The organism is Vibrio crassostreae 9ZC13 (assembly GCF_000272045.2).
Taxonomy (GTDB): Bacteria; Pseudomonadota; Gammaproteobacteria; order Enterobacterales; family Vibrionaceae; genus Vibrio; species Vibrio crassostreae_C.
In genome coordinates this window covers 1368455-1388117 of sequence record NZ_AJYZ02000019.1, presented here as the reverse complement: position 1 = coordinate 1388117, position 19663 = coordinate 1368455, and the positions used below count along the sequence as shown (strand labels likewise).

Here is a 19663-nt window from a genome sequence, read left to right as displayed (position 1 = left end):
AGTAACGCCACTGCTTTGAATCTCTCGTTTGAGCTGCTCTTCTTCGGTATTTTGCGGTGTAGAGTACTCGACGATTAGGTTACTTTGGGTGGCTTGTTCACTAGATGCATAAGTTGTGGCAAACATTGCACTCAGGGCTAGGCTGCAGGTCAATGTTCGTTTCAATAATGTCATCGGCTATCCTTGTGATTACGTTGCGATTCAGAGTCGTGCTGGGGGTAACAACTCCAAGCTGTGTACCCTGATTTAGTTATTGCGTTAGAGTATAAGTTTAGACGGAATTTTGATGCATCGAGGACTGCAATTTTTGAAGTAGGCGCTATCCTATCAATGAATAATCCGCTTAGAGATTCGCCACAAAGAATAAGTAAGCTGAATGAGCGGTGTCGATGTGATTCGTTTCTATTGGTAATTAACAGATAAATTTCGGTTCAACACAACCCTTGTGCTATACTCCGCGCCCCAATCCGAATTGGCTTGTTTAATCTTAGGAAATTATTATGAGTGTTAAAAACGAACTTCAACAAATTAACAACCGTCTAGACAAGTGTCGCCACAAGTTAGATGCTGCTAAAACTCGTAATGATCGTCCTGTTGTTCGTCAGTTCGAGGAAGAGATTAAGAAGCTAACTAAGAAAATTGCCCAGCTTAAACACAAAGAAAGCTATGATGTGAACCAAGAGCGTAAGTCTCTGGTTGATATGCCATTTAGCCGTGAGATCACTAAGGCTGAGCAAGCGGATATGGGTAAACTTAAAAAGTCTGTTAAAGGACTCGTAATTGTTCACCCAATGACGAAGATCGGTAAAGAACTTCGCATTGAGGTTATGACTGGTTACGCACCGAAAAAATTCTAATTACCAGCGATGGTGATGAAAGAGGAGCTAGAAATAGCTCCTTTTTGCTTTTTTAGGTATTAAGAAAGCAGAGTCAGCGGCATAGATACTCACGCCGTTTTCAACTTTTAGGAGGTGATTGTTGTCACAAATCCTTTTATCTCCTATAAAAGTTAACGTGCTACTAACATGGTACTAAGCGATCGCAGTAATGTGTTCGCTTTTCGAATCCACACTTTCTCTCCAGTTTGTATAAATATAGGTAGAGCAGCACAAATAATTACAGATAAAACTAGACTCATTAGGGAAGATGAGAACGTAAAAAAATAGAGGTTATATGAATCAATTAATTTCAATTGGACCACTAGAATCCTTCCTAATCGCGATTAGTGTTTTGTTTCTAGGTCATTTCGTCAATGCAAAGCTTCCGATTCTCAAAAAGTACAACATTCCAGAGCCCATTGTCGGCGGCTTGATTGTCGCTTTTGCTATTACAGCCCTGCACTTTAACGGCCTTGATCTTGAGTTTTCCTTGCCCCTGCAGAACACGTTTATGTTGATGTTCTTTGCAACGGTCGGTCTTGCGGCGAACTACACGCAGCTGATAAAAGGTGGTGCTAAGGTATTCCTATTCTTAGGGGTAGCGTCGGTTTACATCATTATCCAAAACGGTGTAGGCGTAACCTTAGCTACGGCACTAGGCCTTGAACCCTTGATGGGTTTGATTGCTGGCTCTATCACCCTTTCGGGCGGTCACGGCACAGGCGCGGCTTGGTCTCAAACTTTTGCAGACACGTTTGGCATTGCAAATACGCTAGAAATCGCGATGGCTTCAGCGACCTTTGGTTTGATCATCGGTGGTATTATCGGTAGCCCAGTGGCGCAAAAGCTGATTGATAAAAACCAGCTTGAATCTGAGTACGGCACTGGCACGCAAACACATGAACGCTTCCCTGAACTTGTTACTTACAACGAGTATGAAGAAGACAAAGTGACGGCGAAGAAGGTGATTGAAGTGTTGTTCATCCTTCTTATTTGTATCACGGGTGCGAAGTACCTAGAGCAGTGGGTGGCGACTTTTGAAATTTCTTGGTTGATGATTCCTGACTTCGTTTACGCGTTGTTTATCGGTGTGTTCATCACTAACGTGTTTGAAGTGACTAAGCTGCATAAGACTGACAGCGAAACGGTCGATATTCTTGGTACGGTGTCATTGTCACTGTTCCTAGCAATGGCGCTAATGAGCCTTAAGCTTTGGAACATATTTGACCTTGCGATTCCGTTCTTGGTTATCTTGGCGGTTCAGGCGGTTGTGTTAGGTATCTTCTCTTACTTTGTGACGTTCAAAGTAATGGGTTCTAACTACGACGCAGCGGTTATGGCAGGTGGTCACTGTGGTTTCGGCCTAGGTGCAACACCAACAGCGGTAATGAACATGGGCTCTTTGGTGAACCGTTTTGGTCCTTCACCACAGGCGTTCATGGTGGTGCCAATTGTTGGTGCCTTCTTTATCGATATCGTTAACCTGATTATCCTTCAGGGTTACATCTCGTTTATCGGTTAATGTTCGCCTTTACTTAAACGCAATGTGCTTATCGCACTAAGATGAATACAAGAAAGCCAGTCTGTTGACTGGCTTTTTTTGTTCTTGTTTATCGAGGTTTTCTTGCCTGATACCCCTGCGGTTAGGGCTCTGTCACATCAATAACTAGGGCGTGTTGATCTTTCGAGCTGATTTTTGCAGTGAGTTGCTGGGTATTTATACAAGGCAGAGGCATCGATGTGTAGCTAGCCTACATGAGAAGCCGATAACGCAGTAGAAATGACCAGCAAACGCTGCCCGAAGGGTTCGAGCTGGGCGCCCCCGCAAAAAGCGTTTTACTCTTTGTTGAGGGAGGTTTGCTTAGAATGACTAGGCTACTTCTCCCTCACCGCGATTAAAACGCTTTTGACTAGGCGTCCCCATCCGAACAAAACTTAACCACGAAAGGTCAACACGCCCTAAAGTGTTGTAACGACTTCATCAAGAGTTAGGCGCGCTTTTGGTTTGCCGTAGTTGTAGTCTTCGCCGTCTTTGTGGTAGCCGATAGCTAGAGCTACATCAACAACGTGACCTTCTAGTTCGTCAGCAAACTCTTCGCTGATCATAGCTGCATCTACACCTTCCATAGGTGTTGAAGCGATACCTAGACGAGCTAGTGTGTGCAGTGTGTTACCTAGTGCGATGTAAACTTGAGACTTAGTCCAGTTACCGTTGAAACCTGTTTCGTCTGTGTTCATTTCTGCGAATGCGTAAGCACCTAAGAATTGCTCGTACATTTCAGCTGGTAAGTGACCAGAGCTTACTTCTGTATTAGCACGCTTCGCGAATTTCTCTTTAGTGTACTTAGGATCGTGAGCAAACAGGATCGTGTGTGACGCTTCTTTCGCATGTGGTTGGTTAAACTGGAACATGTTTTCGAAAGTATTGTGGAAGCGTTGTTTTGCTGCGTCACTCTCAATGATGATGAATTTCCAAGGCTGAGAGTTGATAGAAGAAGCCGACAAGCGAAGTGCTTCTTTGATTACTTCCATGTCTTCCGCAGAGATGCGCTTTTCTGCATCGTATTTTTTAGCTGTGTAACGAGTGTTTAGATCAGTAATGATTGGATGAGTCATGTTGAATCCTAATATCTATCAATAATAAATGTTGTAGGGTTTTATGTTCAGTTACGTCAACAATAAACGGATAACCAATTTAAACGAATCTCAATAGATTGAACGTCTAAATAGTTATCGAACATGCCCCAATAAATCGAGTATCTGTGGTAGCTCAAGTCGATGGGTGTAAGATAATAGAAGAATGACTCGGGAAAAATAGCGAACATATCAAATCACTATGGTTAATAATGTCCATAATGATTCAATAAGTGTGATCTTAATGGAGGTGGAATCTCTAGATTCAGTAGCTTAGTACGCTTTGATACCATATTGGCGCAATAATGGCGGAAGTACGCTGTCTAGGTTGGGGATATCTTCTGGCGTGATTTCGATTAAACCAAAACCATGCTCTTCATAGATTTTTCTCGTAGCTTCACGTTTATTTTCGGCGATTGGCGCAGAATCAGTTCCCCAGAACTGGATGTATACTTTGCCACTTGGTAGATAAAAATCGCTGATCACTTCTTTTGATATCGGAAGCGGACGCTCGTACGCATGGACCACTCCTGCCATATAAAGCCAGTTATCAATGATCAGCTCTCCCTTTGATCGAACATAATGCCCGTCTAAGCTTCGGTGCTTCGCCTTAAATTTCTGACGAAAACTGGAGAATGACACATCGGTCGAGTGGCTTTCAGCATCATGCCCTAGGAATTCAACAACAGACTGCTTTAAACGTTTATTGCGAACCAATGAGTCGTGCCATACCACGAATAAGTTTTGAGTCGCTTTGTCTTCTCTTTGTTCACCTCCGGCTTTTAAGCCTGTAGAGGTGACATGCCAACCGTCTTCTTCTTTTGTTATCCAACCAAGCTCGTTGAGCAGTAAGTTGATTTTCTTTGCGCTGAGTTGAAAGGCACTGCCAAGCTGGGTGGCGGTGAGTGTTTTTCCTGAGAATGAGTCCAAATCGATAAGCAGTTTCTCTGGCCAGACAATAAAGACACCAAACTTCTTGTGTTCGACATATTCCCCACCAAAGCTTTCTCCCCGTTCTGTGAGAATCCAACGCTCTTGTGAACGCACTATATAGCCCGCTGTTTTTAGATCGCTAAATAAAGCTTTAGCTTCTATGCCTTTTTGTTTAGCGAGTGCGGATGTGGAAATTTTGTCTGACATAGTCTTTTCTCAAATAGCGGAGTGATCAGCTGATGGGTGTTGGATATATATATGATGCGATAGCGTTGGTAAATACCATATCACATCTATCAATGCTAACTGCAGTTCAGTGGTCTATGTTTTTAGTAGAGCGTTAGGTCTCGTTTTGTATGTTTAGCAAAATGTAGCTCAACCTGTAATTAAATTACAGGTATCGCGATTTTGCTCATCTGGGTGCATATTTTATATACGCGACACGATGTTCTTTTATACGGTTTATATAGATCTTAGATGCTATATTTTATTAAATGTGACTTTAATCACTATTTATTTTTAAGTATTACAAAATAAAATGTGATCTAGATCGTGTGTTGATGATATCTATTCTCATTAATTTGGCTTTGTAATTTAAATTCATGGTGTTTTTGTGATCTAAGGTGTGCTTGTTAACCCGAAAGTGTTTTTCGTGTGTGATGGCTATCACGAAAGTTGGGCTAAGGTGCATTTTGGAAATGTTGTGATACATTTTAATCGACTTTTGAGTACACACTTTCGGTCATTTGACCAACCAATACATTACGGGGTTCTACCTATGTTATCACCAGAAGCAAAGATTAAGGTTCAAAACTTTGGTCGTTTCTTATCCAATATGGTAATGCCAAACATCGGCGCATTTATTGCGTGGGGTTTCATTACTGCACTATTCATCCCAACGGGTTGGTGGCCTAACGAAACGTTAGCATCAATGGTTGGTCCTATGATTACATACCTACTGCCACTATTGATTGGTTACACCGGTGGTAAAATGGTTGGTGGTGACCGCGGTGCGGTAGTGGGCGCTATCACAACAATGGGTGTTATCGTTGGTACTGATATCCCAATGTTCATGGGTGCAATGATTGTAGGTCCACTAGGTGGTATCGCAATTAAGAAATTCGATGAAGCTGTTCACGGTAAAGTGAAGAGTGGTTTCGAAATGCTAGTGAACAACTTCTCTGCGGGTATCATCGGCATGATCTGTGCGATCATCGCGTTCATCGTGATTGGTCCTGCGGTTAAGATTCTGTCTGGCGGACTTGCGGCTGGCGTAAACGCAATGGTAGAAGCGGGTGCACTACCTCTAGCATCTATCTTTGTTGAACCTGCGAAAATCCTATTCCTAAATAACGCAATCAACCACGGTATCTTCTCTCCACTAGGTATCCAGCAATCTGAAGAGATGGGTCGCTCTATCTTCTTCCTAATCGAAGCAAACCCAGGTCCTGGTTTTGGTCTTCTACTTGCTTACATGGTGTTTGGTAAAGGTAGCGCGAAGCAATCTGCTGCTGGTGCATCTATCATCCACTTCCTAGGGGGTATCCACGAAATTTACTTCCCTTACGTTCTAATGAACCCACGTCTAATTCTTGCGGTAATCGCAGGTGGTATGGCGGGTGTATTCACTAACGTAATGTTCGATTCTGGCCTTATCTCTCCAGCATCACCAGGCTCTATCTTCGCAATCTTACTGATGACGCCAAAAGGCTCTTACATCGGTGTTGTATTGTCAGTTATCGCAGCAACAGCAGTATCTTTCTTAGTGGCTTCAATTCTGCTTAAAACTTCAGCTCAAGATGACGACGAAGACTCTCTAGAAAAAGCTTCTGCACAAATGAAAGACATGAAAGCGTCTTCTAAAGGTGCAGCAGCAGAAGCAAACGTAAACCTAGCGGATGTAAAAGCAGTTTATGTAGCGTGTGATGCGGGTATGGGTTCAAGTGCAATGGGTGCAGGTCTACTACGTAAGAAAGTAGCAACAGCTGGCCTAGACATTGAAGTAACCAACTACGCAATCAACAACCTACCGGCTGATTCGCAAATCGTTATTACGCATAAAGACCTAACAGACCGTGCTCGTAGCACTGTGCCAGGTGCGATGCATATGTCTCTAAGCAACTTCCTAGACGGCGGCGTATACGACCAACTAGTTGCCGAGCTTGTCGATTCTCAAAGTGGTGAAGCGAAAGTAGAAGCTCCGGCTCCTGCAGCAGCTCCAGCGCAAGAAGGCAACAAGCTTGCACTCACTGACGACAGCATCTTCCTTGGCCTTAAAGCGACTCAAAAAGAAGACGCAATCAAGTTTGCTGGCGAACAATTAGTAAAACTTGGCAACGTATCACCAGAATACGTAGATGGCATGTTTGCTCGTGAAGAGCTTGTGTCTACTTACCTAGGTGAGTCTATCGCAGTACCACACGGCACAATCGAAGCGAAACAGTACGTACAAAAAACCGGCATCGTTTTCTGTCAGTACCCTGAAGGTATTCAGTGGGGCGAAGATGAAGATGATATCGCGAAGATGGTTATCGGTATTGCCGCACAAGGCGATGAGCACAACATGGTGCTGATGGCTATTACCAATTCACTCGATGATGAAGAAGCTGTGGAATGCCTACAGAACACAACAAACCCTGCTGATGTTCTACGTATTCTCAACGGAAACTAAAAAGCTCTAGTCAAGCTCCTGAGTGAAGGAGGCCGGTATCCCCCTACTGGCCTCATTTTCGGTCTTAATCTTTCTAACAAGATTCAGTCTGAATAGCTTACTGCTTAATGCCTAGGGCACATCGTCAAGGCATGTTGTTGAGCAGTTAGCTATCTAGATTCAAATATTTATAAGGTCAAAATTATGAAAGCGTTACATTTTGGTGCAGGTAATATCGGTCGTGGTTTCATTGGTAAGCTTCTTTCTGATGCTGGTATGAAGGTTACGTTTGCTGACGTAAATGAAACGGTTGTAAATGCGTTAATTGAACGCCAAGAATACCCAGTTAAGATTGTTGGCGAAGAGTGTGTTGTCGAAGTTGTTAAGAACGTGACAGCAGTAAACTCAGCGACAAGCGCAGTAGTAGATTGCATTGCTGAGTCTGATCTTGTGACGACTGCAGTGGGCCCTACGGTTCTTAAAATCATCTCTAAGTCTATCGCTCAAGGCATTGAAAAGCGTGCAGCAGCAAACAACACTGCACCAATGAACATCATCGCGGCAGAGAACATGGTTCGCGGTACTAGCCAATTAAAAGCAGCCGTGTTAGAGCACCTTTCTGATGAAATGAAAGCGTTCACTGAAGAGCACATTGGCTTTGTTGATTCTGCGGTTGACCGTATTGTTCCACCGGCAGAAGCGGGCGAAACAGATCCTCTAGCGGTAACGGTTGAAACGTTCAGCGAGTGGATCGTAGATCAAACACAATTCAAAGGTGAGATTCCAAACATCCCAGGAATGGAATGCACTGATAACCTAATGGCTTTCGTTGAGCGTAAACTGTTCACGCTAAACACAGGTCACTTGGTAACGGCATACCTTGGTGTGCTTGCAGGTCATGAGACTATTAAAGACTCTATCGAAGATGACGTAATCCGCGCTGAAGTAACAGCGACGATGGAAGAGAGTGGTGCGGTTCTGATTAAGCGTTACGGCTTTGATCCAGAAGCACACGCTGCCTACATCCAAAAGATTCTAGGTCGTTTTGCTAACCCGTTCCTACGTGATGAAGTAGACCGCGTTGGTCGTCAGCCAATTCGTAAACTGAGCCCGCAAGACCGCCTAGTTAAGCCTCTAAACGGTACATTAGAGTACGGCCTACCAAATGCTCACCTAGTAAAAGCAATCGCTGCTGCGTTCCATTACAAGAACGAAGACGACCCTCAAGCGGTTGAACTTCAAGCAATGTTCGCAGAAAAAGGCTTTGCTGAGACATTAGCGCATTATTCTGAGCTGAATAGTGACTCAGAAGTTGTTAAACTAGCGGAAGAAGCTTATCTAGCATTGAAATGATAAACCATCAAAGTGCCACACCAGTGGCACTTTCTTATTGTCGAGCCGTTATGCCAATACAAACAAGCCATGAAACTGAATTACTCGAAGCCCTTTCGGAAGCTGAGAGTGCTGGCGCCTGCCTAATGGCTGCTTATGATGCATTGGACGACACGGTAGATGCCGTATTAAAAAACATCTTTAAGAAAGACGACACTGCAATTAAGTTCGTTGTCGAGCCACTTCTCAACAGTGGTGGGCCGTTAGGCGAGATCATGATTCGTGCTAAGTTGCTACTCGGGCTTGGCGTGATCAGTAAAGAACTCTACGACGATCTCGAGGTTTTCGTTACCTTGAAAGAGTGGGCGAAAATACAGGGTGAAGACACCAGCTTCACAGAAGTTGATGTGATATTTGAGCTCAACAAGGTGCACGCGATTCAGCGTATTATGCCTATCGAATATGACGCGGAGATGGTGGAAACCATGTCTGGCCCAATGCTTGAAATGTTCTTGGGGCGACATAATCAAAAGGTGAAGTCGACGATCGTATTAGCTATCACTGACATTATCACTACCTTGTGCCGAGATAACGCGCTGAGCTCTTAGCTCTAGTTTGCAGCCCTGCTTATCTTGTTTCACACCCTACATATCTTGTAGTTGTTGGTTCGTTTCAATACAAAGATTAAAATGATGGCGGTTTCTCTCGTTGGAGAAATCGCTTTGTTGTTTTTGTGCTTCTAAAAAATATCCGAAATATCTTCCCATTAAATACAAAAGCAGCAGGCACAAAAAAAGCCACATTCAGTGGCTTTTTCTATTCAAGACGCTCTCTTTATAAAAACGCCCTGCTATTCAAGACTATAGGAATTATAGGTCTTGGATGTTCTCAGCTTCTAGCTCTTGGAAGTAGCGTAGAGTCTTAACTTTTAGCTCTTGTTGAGCTGGCTCATCAGCAACGATGATAGCTTTACGGTGCATCTGTAGAGCTGTAACAGTCCACATGTGGTTTACAGAACCTTCGATAGCCATTTGAAGCGCTTGAGCTTTGTTGTGGCCTAGAGAAAGGATCATCACTTCTTCTGCATCTAGAAGAGTCGCAACACCGATAGTTAGTGCGTATTTAGGAACTTGGTTGATGTCGCCATCGAAGAAACGAGAGTTCGCGATACGAGTGTCTTCAGTCAACGTTTTGATACGAGTGCGTGAAGATAGAGAAGAACCTGGTTCGTTGAATGCGATGTGACCGTCGATGCCTACGCCGCCCATGAACAGGTTGATTTTGCCGTATGAACGGATTTTCTCTTCGTATGCTGCACAGTGAGCATCGATATCTTCAGCTTTGCCGTCTAGCAGGTTGATGTTTTCTGCTTGGATATCAACGTGGTTGAAGAAGTTCTCGTGCATGAATGTGCGGTAAGACTCTGGGTGGTTAGGGTCGATGCCAACGTACTCATCCATGTTGAATGTTACAACGTGCTTGAAGCTAACTTCGCCAGCTTTGTAAAGTTCAATTAGCTCAGCGTAAGTAGTTAGAGGTGTGCTACCAGTAGGAAGACCTAGTACAAATGGACGCTCAGCCGTTGGAGCGAACTTGTTGATTGAATCTGCGATATGACGAGCAGCCCATTTACCTACTTTAGCTTTGTTGCTTAATGGAATAAGTCTCATTGATTTTGCCCCTAGAAATAAAATTTTATAGTGTTCTGAAACATTAATTCGCATTATAAAATAAGTTATCCAGTTCCGCTATTGTTTTAGGTCAAGTTTTTGCTTTTTTCGTCGTAACTGTGACTGGAACTCTCAAAATTGCACAATTATTGTATGGATATTTGGTGGCGTTAAACAAGATTAATACGTTTGTCATATACAGCAATGTTGATCTAATTCAGCACCTGAAAGGGTTGGTGTGTTTCTATGCCTTGATACGATTATTGCAATAATGGCATCGCTCGAACCATTGACGAATTTTGGTGCATTAACGTGTTTCGAGTATAAACAAGCGTTGAGCGTATAGTTGAAACTAGAAAAATAATGATGGCAATGGAGCGCTATCGTGATAAAAGACAGGGGCAGGATGAAGAACGATGAATCTCAGTGGGATGAATACCCATAAGATTGAACGAGAGCTGTGTTTTAGTCACGCTATCGCTATGAATTGTATATAAATATTGGTAAAAATGGATAGGTTGGCTAAACTTACCAATTACAAAGAAGATGTGTGTTTGAAGGCAAAAAAAAGCCCAAAGTGATGAGGTATCACTTTGAGCGATTTTACTAATCTTCTAACACTAACTCACTTTCGTATTCTTCCCTAGATACGTCGCCGCGTTTGCAGCCGTTTAGGGTGTGAAAGCGACGGCGTCCACGAGCCAGTTGAATGTACTTCAACCAAACACGCTCTAACTTGGACTTTGCCTTATGAGGGTGAGACAACACTTTAATGAAGTGTTTTTCTTCTGCATTGATTGGTGCTAGTTCACCAGTTTCAAGTGCAAGCATAGTGTCACCAAACAAGGTTAGGATTTCCTCTTCTGAAAGAGTAAAATCACCCGACTTAGCGAACCCTCTCGGGAATTTAATGGTGTCATAAAAACGTTTTTTTCCGTGTCGGAATTCGGTCTCAGACATATCAGCCTCAGTAATGTGGTTAGATAGAAATTAGTGTTTATTGCTCACGCGAAAATATTGTTAAAAGGCTAAAATAGGAAACAAAATGTTTTTGCCTTTACGATAAACAATCCTAGATCGGCTAGTTAGCAGATTTATTACAGAGATGTATTTGATGGATGTGAAAGTATTTAGAACCTTTCTTGAGGTTGCAAGGGTGCGCCATTTTGGGCGTGCAGCTGAAAACTTGTATTTAACACAAGCGGCGGTGAGTGCGCGGATCAAACAGCTTGAAGGCTATTTTGATACTCAGCTCTTCATTCGTGACCGCAATAACATCAAACTCACATCTTCCGGTGAACGTTTGATTGGTTATGCCGAAGTGATGGTGTCCACCCTACAACAAGCCAAATTTGAGCTGTCGTTAGAGAGTGGTAAAGCCTTGCAGTTAACGCTGGGCGGCACGCCGAATATTTGGGATGCGTATCTGCAAAACTGTTTAAGTGTGGTAACCGACTCTTTTGGTGGTTACGGCTTTATGGCAGAGGTGATGGGGCGCGAGCAACTGAACCGTAATTTGTTAGAACGAACCTTAGATATGGCTTTCGCGTTCGATCAGATCAAAGCAGAAGAGCTGAACTGTAAAAAAGTCGCTGACTTGGTTTTGGTGTTGGTATCAACGCAGCAAGATGATCTGGAATCTGTATTTCAACATAAGTATGTTTATGTGGATTGGGGAACGCGCTTTGGTTCTGAACACGCAGAACGTCACCCTAAAGTGCCAGCACCGTACCTACGTACCTCTACAGCCCGTATCGCCCTCGATTTCATTTTAGAGAAAGGCGGCAGTGCGTATCTTCCGGTGTCTCTAGTCGAACCTTTTATCGATTCGGGTCAGCTGCACAAGGTGAAAGGGGTTGAAGACTGGTATCTCCCAATTTATCTGAGCTACCGTAAAAGCAGTACCTCGGTTGATGCGATCATGCAGGTTGAGAAGTTGGTTAATGAGATTGACCCATCGACGGCTTACACATTGCAGCAAGCCGCTGAACAAGCACCTGAGTAACGGCATTCGCGGTAAGCAGTGGCTTTGCTGATTAGATTCAATAAAAAATGGCTCCCAACTAATTGTATAGTTGGGAGCCATTTTTGTTTTAAACCAGAAATGTACTTCTTTTCGGAACTAGAGATCGTTTCTAATTCCATAAATATCGTTTAGGCCTGGTATGTGTAGCCTTTATTAAAAGCCCTATAGGTTCATTAGATTCTCAATAGACTCTTCAAGAGAGTGTGACATGTACGAATGGATTTGATTGCCATCCGTTGCGTCAATCTCGATCATAGAAATCCCGTTGTCCGCTTTGTCTTCAAGAAAGCTTAGAGACTGCTCGACTGATTGACTGGTGAGAACCTGTTGATTTGATAAAACAATACGACATGTGTGTAGAACCATAGCCTTTTCCTTTTTATATTCGATAGGTCTCTGCATCTTGGCGTGCTAAGTACCGATCGTTGACGTTGTGAGAAGAATGTCCTCTCTAGGTTAAATTTAGTCGAATTGAATAAAATTAAAACCCTTTTTTGTGATTTATCTGACCTTCGCTTCCGAAAGTGGCTAGCGACAATGGTGGTTCACGGTAAACTTTTAGGTATCGGATCAAACGCTATGGTAAGTGGGAAGAGTACGGCATGTCGAAAAAGATCAATCACAACAGCAGCTTAACCAGTGAGCAGTGCCATTTGGCTCGATATGCACGAGATGCTCGCTTTGATGGGATGTTTTTTACAGCGGTGAAAACGACAGGAATTTTTTGTCGCCCGATTTGCCCAGCCACACCACCCAAAGAAGAAAACGTCGAATATTTTTCCCATCAAGCTCAAGCATTGAAAGCGGGATATCGTCCTTGTTTACGTTGTCGACCAGACAGCGCACCTTTTTCGCCGGCTTGGAAGGGCGTCGAAACCACTTTCTTACGTGCGATGCAGTTGATTGATAATGGCGCTCTGAATTCAGGATCTATCGTCGACCTTGCAACGCGGTTAGGTATTTCAGATCGTTATTTACGAACCTTATTCGACAATTACATCGGCGTGTCACCCAAGCAATATAGTCTGTACAGTCAATTGATGTTTGCCAAGCAGTTGCTGCACACCAGTAGCATGAGCATTACTGATGTCGGCTTTGCTAGTGGCTTCAATAGTACGCGCCGTTTTAATGATGCCTTTCAAAAAGAGCTGCAGCTTTCGCCAAGCCAAATTAGGCGAGCGAAGCCAAGTGACACTCAGAGTAATCATATTCAGCTTGGTTTTCATGGACCCTTAGATTGGAACCACTTGTTGAGGTTTTATCGACGAAGAATGATTGAGGGCTTAGAAGGCGTTGGCGAAGATTATTATAAGCGCACGATAAATGTGAACGGGTCAAAGGGTTGGTTCAAGGCGACTTTAGCCAAAGATAACCGCTTGGATATTGAATTCGAGTTGGATGATATAAGCCAATTAAGAAGCTTGATTGCGAATATCCGCCGTATGTTTGATCTTGATGTCGATATTGCCAAGGTTGAGACGTTCTTTACGACTATCGATCCTAACTTGGTGGCTAAGAGTGGTATCCGTATTCCTGGCGTGTGGAGTGCTTGGGAGGCAGGCGTGAGAGCGATTCTAGGACAGCAAGTTTCGGTAACCGCGGCGATTGGTCAGCTTAACTTATTGGTCAAAGAGCTTTCTGATGAACATGAGAAAGCCAGCTTCCCAACACCAAAACAGATAGCGGACGCTGATGTTAGCTTCTTGAGAATGCCGGGAAGCCGCAAAGAGACCCTAAAGCGTTTTGCCGAATACATGGTCGACAATGAAGCTGAGCATCCTTCCAAATGGATTGAGCTAAAAGGGATTGGGCCTTGGACTATTCAATATGCACTGCTTCGCGGGTTAAGCGAACCTAATCATCTGTTGGTTGGTGACTTGGTGGTGAAGAAGTTTATTGAGCATCGCCCCGCCATCAACACGGAGAGTGTTTCGCCTTGGGGTAGTTACGCCACGTTCCACTGTTGGAATCAGTCTTAATCGGAATACTAAGCTAGGAGATATCATGGACAACCGTTTTACTTACTATGAGAGCCCATTGGGAACCGTGACGTTACAGGCGAACGATGAAGGCTTGCTCGGCCTTTGGTTCGAGACACATACCACCAAGCCGGAACCGTTGGGTGTTCAAGATGATAGCTTTCCGATCTTTGCATTGGCTATCGAGCAGCTTAATCGCTATTTCTCGGGCGAAGCTATTCAGTTTTCTGTGCCGATTGCAGCCAAGGGCACGCCATTTCAGCAGTCGGTTTGGCAGGCGCTGACGACCATTCCTTATGGAGAGACTTGGAGCTATGCACAACTGGCCGATGCGATAGGCAATCCGAAAGCCGTTCGTGCTGTGGGTTTGGCGAATGGCAAAAATCCGGTTTCAGTGATTGTGCCGTGTCACCGTGTGATTGGTAAAAACGGCAAACTGACGGGTTATGCAGGTGGCGTAGAACGTAAACAGCACTTATTGGTGATAGAGGGAAGAGAGCAAGACTAGCAAGCGATTTAGCCATGAGCCTGTCGAGATGCTGACTGAATATCTCGTACTACTTAATGGTGAAGGCGAGTGGTTCTTAAAATATGACTTTGCATTAAAATCAACGCTTTCTGGGAAATATCGATTTGGTTGCATATTCTTTGACTATGTTCTCTAGGCAAGGATGCCCAAATGAATAGATTCCCCTTACTAATATCTGGCTGCAGCTCTGCATTATTGCTGACAGGTTGTTTAACTGATACCAGCCGACCTTTCGAGGTTCCACAGCTTGCTCTGTTCAAAGGTATGTATGAGAACGCAGATAATGACAGTTATCTACTTTTTGAATCCGGGCAAGTGACTTATCAAACAACGGATAATTCCGTGACTCGAACCTATCGTGTTGATGATGACTTGATCACCATTGAATTCAATTCTGGAAGCAGCCGAACTGGCTCTAGACTAGTGATGCGCATTCAACAGAAGGGCGAGATGCTAACTTGCAACCAATGTCCAGCGATACAATTGAGTAACGTCTGGACACTTATTGAGAAGCCTTTGAAAGACAGTTCGAATTAGAAAAGATCTCCATTCAGCCATAGGTGAGCGGCGATACTGACGGCATAGCCAATCATGATCACTGGCATCCATTTTAGGTGTCCAAAGAAGGTGTATTTTCCATGCGCCGCCCCCATCAATGCCACACCTGCTGCACTGCCTATAGATAGCAAGCTACCACCGACACCTGCGGTTAAGGTGATCAGTAGCCAGTTGCCCATCGACATTTGGGGTTCCATGGATAACACGGCAAACATCACCGGAATGTTATCGACAATAGCCGATAAGATCCCCACCATGATGTTGGCCCAAATTGGATCCCATTGGCTATACATCACGCCAGAGGCAAGCTCCAAGTATCCCAGTAGACTCAAGCCACCTACACACATTACCACGCCGTAGAAGAACAGCAGAGTGTCCCATTCGGCATGGGACACTCTTCGAAATACATCAAAGGGCACGACTGAACCTAATCTCTTAAGCGCGCCTTCGTCTTTGTTAGCAATCGCCACCGCTTTTTTCTTAGCTAGCGAATTGGGCAAGGTCTGGCGTAGGTAATACCCAAAGAACTGGAGGTAGGCGAGCCCCATCATCATGCCCATTACAGGAGGGAAGTGAAGCACGGCGTGGAAAGCGACCGCGGTACCGATTGTCATGATGAACAAGAAGACGATTCGCCTTGCGCCACGTTTTAACTCGATGTGTTGGTGCACAGTATCGGGCTGAGTGGTTGGAACAAAGTAAGACATGATCAGTGCTGGAACCAAGTAGTTCATCACTGAAGGAATAAATAACGGAATGAATTCGGTAAAACTGACATGTCCAGCCTGCCAAACCATTAGTGTCGTAATATCCCCAAACGGACTGAATGCGCCGCCGGCATTGGCAGCTATCACGATATTCACACACGCGAGGTTAACGAATTTTGGATTAGAGCCTGCGACCTTAAGAACCACAGCACACATCAATAGAGCCGTGGTGAGGTTATCGGCAATGGGGGAAATGAAGAATGCAAGAATACCTGTTAACCAAAATAGAGACCGGAAATTGAACCCTTTGCCTACCATCCACGCTTGCAATGCATCAAATAACCTCCTCTCTTCCATGGCACTGATGTACGTCATGGCCACGAGTAGGAACAGCAGTAGTTCAGCGTATTCTAGTAAGTTATGTTCAAGGGCTTGTTTGGCCACTTCGACAAGGTTGTGTTCTTGGTAAGTGAAACCAATGATAATCCAGATTAAGCCAGCTGCCAGTAACACGGGCTTTGACTTTCTGAGCTTTAGGTATTCTTCCATCATCACCACTATGTAGGCGACAACGAAAATGGTCAGCGACAGGTAGCCAGCAAACGAGTTGGTTAGACTGAGCGATTCCCCTAGCTGAGAAGTGGAAGCAGCTGCTACCGTTGAAAAGAAGAATAAAGAGAGAACAGCTGAAAGCTGGATACCTAACATGGATTACGCTCCGAAGTTAATAAGTTATTAACACGGGTAAAAGAGTAGACCTAAATAACCATGTGCAGTGTGATAGATATCTTAATAATTCAATAGATTATAGTGAAAAAGAAAGACGGTGGCGAAAGTATTAGCTTTGATGGATACTCCTGGCAACTCAGGCTTAGCATTGATTGCGTCGCTTCAAAGTACTGATGCTGGCGCGGGGCGATCGTTAACTTCTTCTCTTCAGGTACAGTACTGTTCACCCTTCCAGTTATGGATGGTTATTTGGCGGTAACTTCGTCAATTGGCCTAGCGGTTGCTGTGATGTTTATCTTCAAGTTTGTTGGTGCAATACATGGGACGTATCATGGGACCAATTGGTATTGAAGGTCGCTATATTCCAGTGATGATCGCGATTTCAGTATTGAATGCGTTTGGTGCGATGTTCTTGATGAATATTATTCTATAACTTTTGTAGAATGACAGTTCTCGAAACTTTTTAGGGTTTATGGTAAATGAATTGCCAATGAGACTTTTCAAACGCTAAAAAAAAAGGAAACCCCGTTTGGCTTTCACCAAACGGGGTCTATTCTTTTCGTAGCCATCCTGCTACTGCGCGTTACTTATCTTTCAATAGGTAACTGGTGCTCCCTGCATCGTTCCTTGACGTGGCTAAATCCTTTAACCTATCCAATTCATCGCCGTCCTAGCGGTGTCCTTGCAAACTCATCATCCTGATAAGAGACTCTATCCTAGAGCATAACTTCCTTGCTGATAACTCATCCTAAGCCATCAAATCTTCATCCTGAAGATACCTAATCCGTTAGGCTTTTTCCTGTTCCTGCCAACTCCCTGTCGACATGTGTATTAAACACTGCAGAGGCTTTACTCACAATCCACCCTAAGAAATAAATGTACCCGCTGATCGAAAGAAATATGCGTGGATTCATACAAAACAAGGGCTTGGGTTTGTATTTTACGAATTTTCTGCGAAGCTTGATTGTGATCTCTTACGTTCGGTGTGAGAGATCTCTTACAAGTGCTCGGGCGCGATTTTCATTTTATCTCGGCGGGTGTTGTCGAACAGATAACAAAGAATACTGAGTAAACACAAAATAATAGGGAAATATGATGGTTACAGCACTTTACGCAGCCTTGCTGACGATCGTAATGATTTGGTTAGCGATAGAGGTGATCAAGCAAAGGCGAATCAATCTTGTTGCTCATGCTGATGGCGGTGTTGAGTCGTTACAGATAGCACGTTCGGCACAAAGTAATGCTATGGATTACATCCCAATCACGGTGATTTTGATGGGATTGTTAGAGATGAATGGTGCCGGTGTGTGGCTGATTCATGTCATTGGTGTGGCGTTTATTGTGGGGCGTGTGATTCATGCGAAAGGGATCTTAGCGAAGAACTTCAAAGGTCGAAAAGTGGGGATGGTGTTAACGCTTATCTGCATGATCTCTTTGATTGTCCTAAACTTAGCTTACCTACCTTTTGATAAAATGTTCTAGGGAGCATTATGGCGTTGCGTCTTCCTCCTGCTTGGGCGATTGTCCTTGCAGGCTTGATACTCAACATCATGGCGATTGTCATGTCGAGCTTGGTGCTCGATAAAATTGAAGCTGAGAAAGCGGAATACAACGATCGCAAATACGGCAATGTGTACTCAATACAGCTTGCTTGGAATACGATCGAAACCCTAGAGCGCAAGCGTGAAGCGATTCTGATTCACCTTGATAAACCAGAAACACTGCAGCCGACCACGGTTCTCGACGAAGCACTGCGTGGGCAACTTAGGCGTTGGGTGAGTAGCGAAGTGCCAAGCATCTCATTGGCTCACTTACCGAAACTGATGACGCTGATAAACAGTGCACAAGAAGCGCAACGAACCCGAATCGATGATTACTATTTGGATAACCTGACCTTGGTTGAGTTAATCAAAAGGCTTGATGAGAAAATGGCTTTCTATAAGAACATCGCCCTGTTTCTCCAAGTATTTGGTTTGGCGCTTATCTTAGCTCGCGATCTCGCTAGAAGACCTTAATCTTTAACCTTAATTCCTCCATTTACTTATCGACTTGTATCGTTAGCGAGACTCGCTTGGCAGGTTAGGGTGCTGTTGGCCTTGGTACTTTGGTAACTGTTCTTTTAGCCCCTTAAACGTGCTCAGTGCACTGCCTATCGATAACTTGTTCATCAACCAATTTGGCAAGATGCCACCTGCGTTCGCATACGCGGTGTAGGTAATGTAGGTATTGCCATTAGTCAGCGGTTGCAGAGTCCAAAGTGCGTCCACATCGTAGATTCGAATGTACCCCGACTCTTTCGCCAAATAGTTCGACGCATCCTTTATCGACAAGACAAACTGACCATCTTCAATGCTGTATTTTGAGTAGGTCACCATGTCGCGATCTCTGGCAGGCCACGGTGCTTTGAATTGGGTATAGACGATGTTTTCCGCCTCAGATATTTGCATCAACACACGACTTTGCGACACGTTATCTATCCAGTTTGGCACGTTCTCGCTGTCTTCCAATAACAGTAAAAAACCGGAATAAGTGGTGGGCGTTTGCATCTGTGCTCGTATTTCGACCAAGCCTTCGCTGTGTGGCCTTTTATCAATCATGATGCCATCTTCACTTTTGACGAACTGCCATGGGTTGGCATAAGTCAGTGTCGATAGGGCGCAGAGGCCGAGTACCAAAATCTTAGGTAATGTCATTATTCTTCCATAAAAAGAAAAGCTTATCTGCTAGGAGTATAGAATAGAAATGGACTTAGTAGGTGTTGCCAATCGCTTTGGGTTGGCCTCTTTGGGGAAAATCCCAATGAAAACGGAAGCGTTCGGTCGCTTCCGTTTTATTCTTGGGCAATGGATAAGCGCTGTAGGCTAGAGCTTATAGGCTTCTACGGTTTTGATGGTTGTCCAGTTGCTGTTGGCGTCTTGGATGAACTCTTGTGTATTCTCCAGCCAGCGTTTCTGAACCGATTTGTCTAAGTTCAGATACAACTTTCCATCTTCCACCTTCCAAGCGAGAGGGTCGGTTTCAAACTTCTTACCCATGGC

The 19663-nt window shown here is 44.1% G+C and carries 19 protein-coding genes and 1 pseudogene; 13 read left to right on the top strand and 7 right to left on the bottom strand.

All coding sequences use genetic code 11. The annotated features are described in order from the left end of the window. Positions 1–500 precede the first annotated feature (500 nt). Together A136_RS07340 and gltS are read left to right on the top strand one after the other, a co-directional pair. The gene (locus A136_RS07340; RefSeq protein WP_017060971.1) at positions 501–857 is read left to right on the top strand and encodes a YibL family ribosome-associated protein; all 357 of its coding nucleotides are present in this window, start codon (positions 501–503) and stop codon (positions 855–857) included. A gap of 316 nt (positions 858–1173) precedes the next feature. After that, complete coding sequence (gene gltS / locus A136_RS07335) at positions 1174–2400, top strand: sodium/glutamate symporter (protein WP_017060972.1); 1227 nt, start codon at positions 1174–1176, stop codon at positions 2398–2400. A gap of 437 nt (positions 2401–2837) precedes the next feature. On the opposite strand, the gene A136_RS07330 is transcribed toward gltS, so the two are convergent. Both A136_RS07330 and A136_RS07325 read right to left on the bottom strand, forming a co-directional pair. Then, positions 2838–3494 (bottom strand): NAD(P)H-dependent oxidoreductase, encoded by a 657-nt coding sequence (locus A136_RS07330; RefSeq protein ID WP_017065082.1) that lies wholly within the window; start codon positions 3492–3494, stop codon positions 2838–2840. Between the two features lie 291 nt (positions 3495–3785). Next, positions 3786–4652 carry a hypothetical protein gene (locus A136_RS07325; RefSeq protein ID WP_017065081.1) on the bottom strand — a complete coding sequence of 289 codons (867 nt, stop codon included), beginning with the start codon at positions 4650–4652 and terminating at the stop codon, positions 3786–3788. A gap of 571 nt (positions 4653–5223) precedes the next feature. On the opposite strand from A136_RS07325, the gene A136_RS07320 reads away from it, so the two are divergent. The 3 genes from A136_RS07320 to A136_RS07310 all read left to right on the top strand — a co-directional run bounded on the left by A136_RS07320 (position 5224) and on the right by A136_RS07310 (position 9035). Beyond that, the gene (locus A136_RS07320) at positions 5224–7116 is read left to right on the top strand and encodes a PTS mannitol transporter subunit IICBA (protein WP_017065080.1); all 1893 of its coding nucleotides are present in this window, start codon (positions 5224–5226) and stop codon (positions 7114–7116) included. A 183-nt stretch (positions 7117–7299) separates the two neighbouring features. Continuing rightward, the gene (locus tag A136_RS07315; RefSeq protein WP_009846102.1) at positions 7300–8448 is read left to right on the top strand and encodes a mannitol-1-phosphate 5-dehydrogenase; all 1149 of its coding nucleotides are present in this window, start codon (positions 7300–7302) and stop codon (positions 8446–8448) included. Between the two features lie 50 nt (positions 8449–8498). After that, a complete protein-coding gene (locus A136_RS07310; RefSeq protein WP_017065079.1) occupies positions 8499–9035 on the top strand; it encodes an MltR family transcriptional regulator in 537 nt (178 codons plus the stop codon). Between the two features lie 261 nt (positions 9036–9296). Here A136_RS07310 and nagB read toward each other — a convergent pair whose 3' ends face one another. After that, entirely contained in the window at positions 9297–10097 is an 801-nt protein-coding gene (gene nagB / locus A136_RS07305; RefSeq protein ID WP_017057618.1) for a glucosamine-6-phosphate deaminase, read from the bottom strand. 606 nt (positions 10098–10703) lie between these two features. Then, positions 10704–11057 carry a DUF413 domain-containing protein gene (locus A136_RS07300; RefSeq protein WP_017061517.1) on the bottom strand — a complete coding sequence of 118 codons (354 nt, stop codon included), beginning with the start codon at positions 11055–11057 and terminating at the stop codon, positions 10704–10706. 154 nt (positions 11058–11211) lie between these two features. Between A136_RS07300 and A136_RS07295 the strand changes: the two genes are divergently transcribed. Next, positions 11212–12102 carry a LysR family transcriptional regulator gene (locus A136_RS07295; protein WP_017061518.1) on the top strand — a complete coding sequence of 297 codons (891 nt, stop codon included), beginning with the start codon at positions 11212–11214 and terminating at the stop codon, positions 12100–12102. A 183-nt stretch (positions 12103–12285) separates the two neighbouring features. Here the strand turns inward: A136_RS07295 and A136_RS07290 are convergent, their stop codons facing one another. Beyond that, entirely contained in the window at positions 12286–12489 is a 204-nt protein-coding gene (locus tag A136_RS07290) for a hypothetical protein (protein WP_017061519.1), read from the bottom strand. A 236-nt stretch (positions 12490–12725) separates the two neighbouring features. On the opposite strand from A136_RS07290, the gene A136_RS07285 reads away from it, so the two are divergent. From A136_RS07285 to A136_RS07275, 3 genes are all read left to right on the top strand, one after another. After that, a complete protein-coding gene (locus A136_RS07285) occupies positions 12726–14102 on the top strand; it encodes an AlkA N-terminal domain-containing protein (protein ID WP_017065078.1) in 1377 nt (458 codons plus the stop codon). Positions 14103–14127: 25 nt separating this feature from the next. Beyond that, the gene (locus A136_RS07280; RefSeq protein WP_017061521.1) at positions 14128–14610 is read left to right on the top strand and encodes a methylated-DNA--[protein]-cysteine S-methyltransferase; all 483 of its coding nucleotides are present in this window, start codon (positions 14128–14130) and stop codon (positions 14608–14610) included. A 171-nt stretch (positions 14611–14781) separates the two neighbouring features. Continuing rightward, positions 14782–15168 (top strand): hypothetical protein, encoded by a 387-nt coding sequence (locus A136_RS07275; protein WP_017065077.1) that lies wholly within the window; start codon positions 14782–14784, stop codon positions 15166–15168. Here the strand turns inward: A136_RS07275 and nhaD are convergent. Further along, positions 15165–16604 carry a sodium:proton antiporter NhaD gene (nhaD, locus tag A136_RS07270; RefSeq protein ID WP_017065076.1) on the bottom strand — a complete coding sequence of 480 codons (1440 nt, stop codon included), beginning with the start codon at positions 16602–16604 and terminating at the stop codon, positions 15165–15167. The genes A136_RS07275 and nhaD overlap by 4 nt on opposite strands. 109 nt (positions 16605–16713) lie before the next feature. On the opposite strand from nhaD, the pseudogene A136_RS22190 reads away from it, so the two are divergent. From A136_RS22190 to A136_RS07260, 3 genes and pseudogenes are all read left to right on the top strand, one after another. Continuing rightward, positions 16714–16940, top strand: a pseudogene (locus A136_RS22190) (nucleoside recognition domain-containing protein); the annotation flags it as partial. A 780-nt stretch (positions 16941–17720) separates the two neighbouring features. After that, positions 17721–18107, top strand: coding sequence for an MAPEG family protein (locus A136_RS07265; protein ID WP_017065075.1), 387 nt, complete (start codon positions 17721–17723; stop codon positions 18105–18107). 8 nt (positions 18108–18115) lie between these two features. Beyond that, positions 18116–18640 (top strand): hypothetical protein, encoded by a 525-nt coding sequence (locus A136_RS07260; protein WP_017065074.1) that lies wholly within the window; start codon positions 18116–18118, stop codon positions 18638–18640. 42 nt (positions 18641–18682) lie between these two features. Here A136_RS07260 and A136_RS07255 read toward each other — a convergent pair whose 3' ends face one another. After that, positions 18683–19318, bottom strand: a complete 636-nt coding sequence (locus tag A136_RS07255; RefSeq protein WP_017065073.1) for an START domain-containing protein — start codon at positions 19316–19318, stop codon at positions 18683–18685. Between the two features lie 49 nt (positions 19319–19367). Between A136_RS07255 and A136_RS23115 the strand changes: the two genes are divergently transcribed. Further along, a complete protein-coding gene (locus A136_RS23115; RefSeq protein WP_017061529.1) occupies positions 19368–19490 on the top strand; it encodes a hypothetical protein in 123 nt (40 codons plus the stop codon). The last annotated feature ends 173 nt before the right edge of the window (positions 19491–19663 follow it).

Bases quoted from the DNA above. Each gene is read 5' to 3' on its own strand.
- A136_RS07340 (WP_017060971.1), top strand. From the start codon at position 501: ATGAGTGTTAAAAACGAACTTCAACAAATTAACAACCGTCTAGACAAG.
- gltS (WP_017060972.1), top strand. From the start codon at position 1,174: ATGAATCAATTAATTTCAATTGGACCACTAGAATCCTTCCTAATCGCG.
- A136_RS07330 (WP_017065082.1), bottom strand. From the start codon at position 3,494: ATGACTCATCCAATCATTACTGATCTAAACACTCGTTACACAGCTAAA.
- A136_RS07325 (WP_017065081.1), bottom strand. From the start codon at position 4,652: ATGTCAGACAAAATTTCCACATCCGCACTCGCTAAACAAAAAGGCATA.
- A136_RS07320 (WP_017065080.1), top strand. From the start codon at position 5,224: ATGTTATCACCAGAAGCAAAGATTAAGGTTCAAAACTTTGGTCGTTTC.
- A136_RS07315 (WP_009846102.1), top strand. From the start codon at position 7,300: ATGAAAGCGTTACATTTTGGTGCAGGTAATATCGGTCGTGGTTTCATT.
- A136_RS07310 (WP_017065079.1), top strand. From the start codon at position 8,499: ATGCCAATACAAACAAGCCATGAAACTGAATTACTCGAAGCCCTTTCG.
- nagB (WP_017057618.1), bottom strand. From the start codon at position 10,097: ATGAGACTTATTCCATTAAGCAACAAAGCTAAAGTAGGTAAATGGGCT.
- A136_RS07300 (WP_017061517.1), bottom strand. From the start codon at position 11,057: ATGTCTGAGACCGAATTCCGACACGGAAAAAAACGTTTTTATGACACC.
- A136_RS07295 (WP_017061518.1), top strand. From the start codon at position 11,212: ATGGATGTGAAAGTATTTAGAACCTTTCTTGAGGTTGCAAGGGTGCGC.
- A136_RS07290 (WP_017061519.1), bottom strand. From the start codon at position 12,489: ATGGTTCTACACACATGTCGTATTGTTTTATCAAATCAACAGGTTCTC.
- A136_RS07285 (WP_017065078.1), top strand. From the start codon at position 12,726: ATGTCGAAAAAGATCAATCACAACAGCAGCTTAACCAGTGAGCAGTGC.
- A136_RS07280 (WP_017061521.1), top strand. From the start codon at position 14,128: ATGGACAACCGTTTTACTTACTATGAGAGCCCATTGGGAACCGTGACG.
- A136_RS07275 (WP_017065077.1), top strand. From the start codon at position 14,782: ATGAATAGATTCCCCTTACTAATATCTGGCTGCAGCTCTGCATTATTG.
- nhaD (WP_017065076.1), bottom strand. From the start codon at position 16,604: ATGTTAGGTATCCAGCTTTCAGCTGTTCTCTCTTTATTCTTCTTTTCA.
- A136_RS07265 (WP_017065075.1), top strand. From the start codon at position 17,721: ATGGTTACAGCACTTTACGCAGCCTTGCTGACGATCGTAATGATTTGG.
- A136_RS07260 (WP_017065074.1), top strand. From the start codon at position 18,116: ATGGCGTTGCGTCTTCCTCCTGCTTGGGCGATTGTCCTTGCAGGCTTG.
- A136_RS07255 (WP_017065073.1), bottom strand. From the start codon at position 19,318: ATGACATTACCTAAGATTTTGGTACTCGGCCTCTGCGCCCTATCGACA.
- A136_RS23115 (WP_017061529.1), top strand. From the start codon at position 19,368: ATGGACTTAGTAGGTGTTGCCAATCGCTTTGGGTTGGCCTCTTTGGGG.